The organism is Deltaproteobacteria bacterium, from assembly GCA_003194485.1.
GTDB lineage: Bacteria > Desulfobacterota > Dissulfuribacteria > Dissulfuribacterales > UBA3076 > UBA3076.
This window is the reverse complement of record PQXD01000063.1, coordinates 1-3,055: the sequence shown is the minus strand read 5'-3', so window position 1 is coordinate 3,055 and position 3,055 is coordinate 1. Positions and strand designations below refer to the sequence as shown.

Here is a 3,055-nt window from a genome sequence, read left to right as displayed (position 1 = left end):
CGGCATTAGTGGGATCTTTGAGTGAAGCGTATAATCTTATGACAGAAGCCTATGCTGAAATGCAAGGTCTTGATGTTGAGAAATTCAAAAAGCAATACGCTAAAACCTTGAAAACTTGCAGAGAATGGCAGAGAATATAAGGGAGGAGGTCTAAGGAAAGTGAAAGAAATAGAAGAAGTCTGGAATTCACTCGAGTATGATCAACGCTTAGCTGCCACAGCGTATGTGTTTCAGAAGATCTGTGAGCATGCAAAGACCGGTGGTACGTACAGAAAGCTGATCTATGATAGACTTGGCTTTGACTCGGATGCATATTTGGTCCTATTGCCCGAAGGTAGGCGCATTAGCAACGAATTTATCCTTCATTCCCGGGGTGATAAATAAAAAAATCTCAAAAAGTGCTTGACAAATTCAGAGCTATGTATTACAGTGTAGTTAACATCAGAAAAAAGGAGGTAGAAAATTATGAACTGGCTCAACAATTTTAAACCCGAGGCGTTAATATATGAAGAGGGTGGCCAGGGCGCCTTGATCGTTAAACTTCTCCAGGCTGGTCGGGTTAACCGGCTTCGCCGCAGAATCCTCTATCGTAATGCCGTGGAGCGGGGGATAGAAAGCCGTTTAGCAAGGTTACATCTTTTGGCCAGGGGAGATTTACCAGAAGACAGGATGGAGGCTAAGTAAATGGACGCTACTCGTACTTGTGCAGTTTGCGGTGAAGAGAAATCTTTTAAGGAATTTGGCGACGGGATTTCTGTGCCTAAGACGACATGTCTTGCATGCCACCACAGAATTAAGGAGTCAAAAAGGCCCCTTAAAGAAAAGAGGGTCAATCCTGTCTTGCAATTCTTGGAAGAGCTTGGAAGGGAGGAGTTAAATTAAAAATGCTCTACGTATATCAGTGTAAAATCTGTAGTTACAAGATCGAGAAATCTCACAGTATAAAGGACGAACCTTTCAACAATCTTTTCTGTACACGCTGCCGTCAAAAAACTCCTGTTAAGCGGTTGATCTGCGGAGGAGCCTTTATATTAAAGGGCAGTGGTTGGGCGAAAGATGGTTATCACAAGGTGAAATAAAAGGGAGAAGGATGAAAAATGGAGAAGAGAGTACATGGAAATACAAAGCATGGACATAATCCTTGGAACGGCAAGCCAAGCCCAACCTATTATTCTTGGAAAAATATGCGTCAACGCTGCCAGAATCCTAACAATCCTCGGTTTAAAGATTGGGGCGGCCGTGATATAAGGGTTTGTAATCGTTGGAAAGATTTCTCTAACTTTTTGGCCGATATGGGCGAGCGTCCAAAAGATAAAACTCTCGACAGGATAGACAATAATGGAAACTATGAACCAGGTAATTGTAGGTGGACAACTCTGGAGGGGCAAATTCAAAACCGGAGAAATCAGTATTTGTTTGTCGGGATAAACGAACAAGGTACCATTATCGCCTCCAACAATCAGCGCGAATTTGCCAGACAGCATGGGGTACATCAAAGTGCTATTGCCAACTGCCTGAACGGCAGAGCAAAATCTCACAAAGGCTGGCGCTTTAAGCGAATCACAAGCCTTCCGGGTGAACCTTTGCGCTGGAAATAAAAAAAATCTCAAAAAAAGTTAAAAAAGTGCTTGACAAAATGAAGGGGATGCATTAAAGTGGATTTAACGCTGAAAGAAAAAGGCGAAAAACCAAAAGGAGGAAAAGACAAATGTTAGAAAAATTTTGGAGCTTCAAATTTAGAGGGATTCGCTTTTATATTTTCCCCACGATAATCTTGACCCTCTTTTTTCTGGCAGGGAAGAATGCGTTCAACGATTATATTGACCAGAAAATGACAGAAGGCTACATTCTGGCGGTCAAGCACTCGGTAGAAAGAGGAAGCGAATTCAAGCTGCTTCAGTTGCAGTATTTGAAATACTTGGCATCAACTCAAAATGATGGCAATACGAAAAGAAGGAGGGTAAAATAAAATGATAGATCCGAGATTATTTTTGATGGTAGACGTAGTAAAGGGAGCCTTGCTCCGCCGGATGGAGAGAGAGTCCAAGATGATCCTGAGCGACGATTATCTTTCTGAAGAGAGAAGGTGTAAGGCTGTTGCGCTCTACAATGCGGTGAGCTGGGATTTCGTGAATTATATAAAGAAGCTCCACGCTATAAAGAGCCCGGAGTTTTTACTTGCACTGGCAAATAGTGCAGTGAGCATTTTCTCCGATAACATGCATGCTGCTTGGATATTCGCATATGATGGCAAGCTCGGCCCGAACTATCCGATCCATTGGCTGATGGCTGAAAAGCATGAGATGGATATGCGGATATAGTGGGGCAAAAGAAAAAGAGAGGTGGAGAAGATAAAATGTGTACCTTCGATTACTTTGAACTGATAAGAAAGCATGCCCTTGGGAGGAAACTCTCTCCGGCCGAAATTGAGTACTTGGCCTACGTAGAATACACTGAATACAGGGGAGAGACCTCGCGCGAATATATAGACGGGGTAGAATGGGATTTGCTTTTATTGGATTATGATAAAATAGAAAACTAGTTGCTGGAGATAGGTAAAGAAAATGGCAAAGAGCAAAAAAATCGATAGCAATATTCAGGACGGGAGTCAGTATATAATCTCCACCGAGAAGGGGAAATTCTTCAGGGCGGTGTTAAGTCCCGACCGTTGTTACTATCGTCGGATTAATGAACATACTTGGCACAGCTTGGGTTGTGGGTGTATCATTTATCGCTGGCCAGGAGACTGTGAAATTTATGAGGATTGCGCAAAGGAGTTTGAAAAGCGCCTAGTCGCCTATGAGCGAGAGATCAGGGAGATGAAATCCACAGAAATGTTAAGAAGAATCGAGATGAAGTATCCGCTTCGGGCTTGGCTGGCTGGAGACACAGCTGAGCATCGGGGTGGAAAATGTAATGTCAAAACCAAAATCACAAAAACAAAAAACAGGAGGAAAGGAAAATGAAAACAAGGATAAAAATGGCCATAGTCGCGTTGGGGGCTTTTGCACTGACAGGATGTATCACAGTGGGTCCTGTGGTAACGGATGTAACT

9 protein-coding genes are annotated in these 3,055 nt (G+C 42.9%); all 9 read left to right on the top strand.

Annotated features, from left to right (window positions below; translation table 11 throughout):
- Nucleotides 1-159: 159 nt before the first annotated feature.
- The gene (locus tag C4B57_11990) at nucleotides 160-384 is read left to right on the top strand and encodes a hypothetical protein (protein ID PXF50565.1); all 225 of its coding nucleotides are present in this window, start codon (nucleotides 160-162) and stop codon (nucleotides 382-384) included.
- Nucleotides 385-465: 81 nt separating this feature from the next.
- Entirely contained in the window at nucleotides 466-684 is a 219-nt protein-coding gene (locus tag C4B57_11985) for a hypothetical protein (GenBank protein ID PXF50564.1), read from the top strand.
- Nucleotides 685-882 (top strand): hypothetical protein, encoded by a 198-nt coding sequence (locus C4B57_11980; protein PXF50563.1) that lies wholly within the window; start codon nucleotides 685-687, stop codon nucleotides 880-882.
- Nucleotides 883-884: 2 nt separating this feature from the next.
- Nucleotides 885-1,079, top strand: coding sequence for an FmdB family transcriptional regulator (locus tag C4B57_11975; protein ID PXF50562.1), 195 nt, complete (start codon nucleotides 885-887; stop codon nucleotides 1,077-1,079).
- Between the two features lie 18 nt (nucleotides 1,080-1,097).
- Nucleotides 1,098-1,598 (top strand): hypothetical protein, encoded by a 501-nt coding sequence (locus C4B57_11970; GenBank protein ID PXF50561.1) that lies wholly within the window; start codon nucleotides 1,098-1,100, stop codon nucleotides 1,596-1,598.
- Nucleotides 1,599-1,708: 110 nt separating this feature from the next.
- Nucleotides 1,709-1,969, top strand: a complete 261-nt coding sequence (locus C4B57_11965; GenBank protein PXF50560.1) for a hypothetical protein — start codon at nucleotides 1,709-1,711, stop codon at nucleotides 1,967-1,969.
- A 1-nt stretch (nucleotide 1,970) separates the two neighbouring features.
- Complete coding sequence (locus tag C4B57_11960) at nucleotides 1,971-2,321, top strand: hypothetical protein (GenBank protein ID PXF50559.1); 351 nt, start codon at nucleotides 1,971-1,973, stop codon at nucleotides 2,319-2,321.
- On the top strand, nucleotides 2,321-2,542 hold the full coding sequence (locus tag C4B57_11955) for a hypothetical protein (GenBank protein ID PXF50558.1): 222 nt from the start codon (nucleotides 2,321-2,323) through the stop codon (nucleotides 2,540-2,542). Before C4B57_11960 ends, C4B57_11955 begins: the two co-directional genes overlap by 1 nt.
- A gap of 22 nt (nucleotides 2,543-2,564) precedes the next feature.
- Nucleotides 2,565-2,966, top strand: a complete 402-nt coding sequence (locus tag C4B57_11950; protein ID PXF50557.1) for a hypothetical protein — start codon at nucleotides 2,565-2,567, stop codon at nucleotides 2,964-2,966.
- The last annotated feature ends 89 nt before the right edge of the window (nucleotides 2,967-3,055 follow it).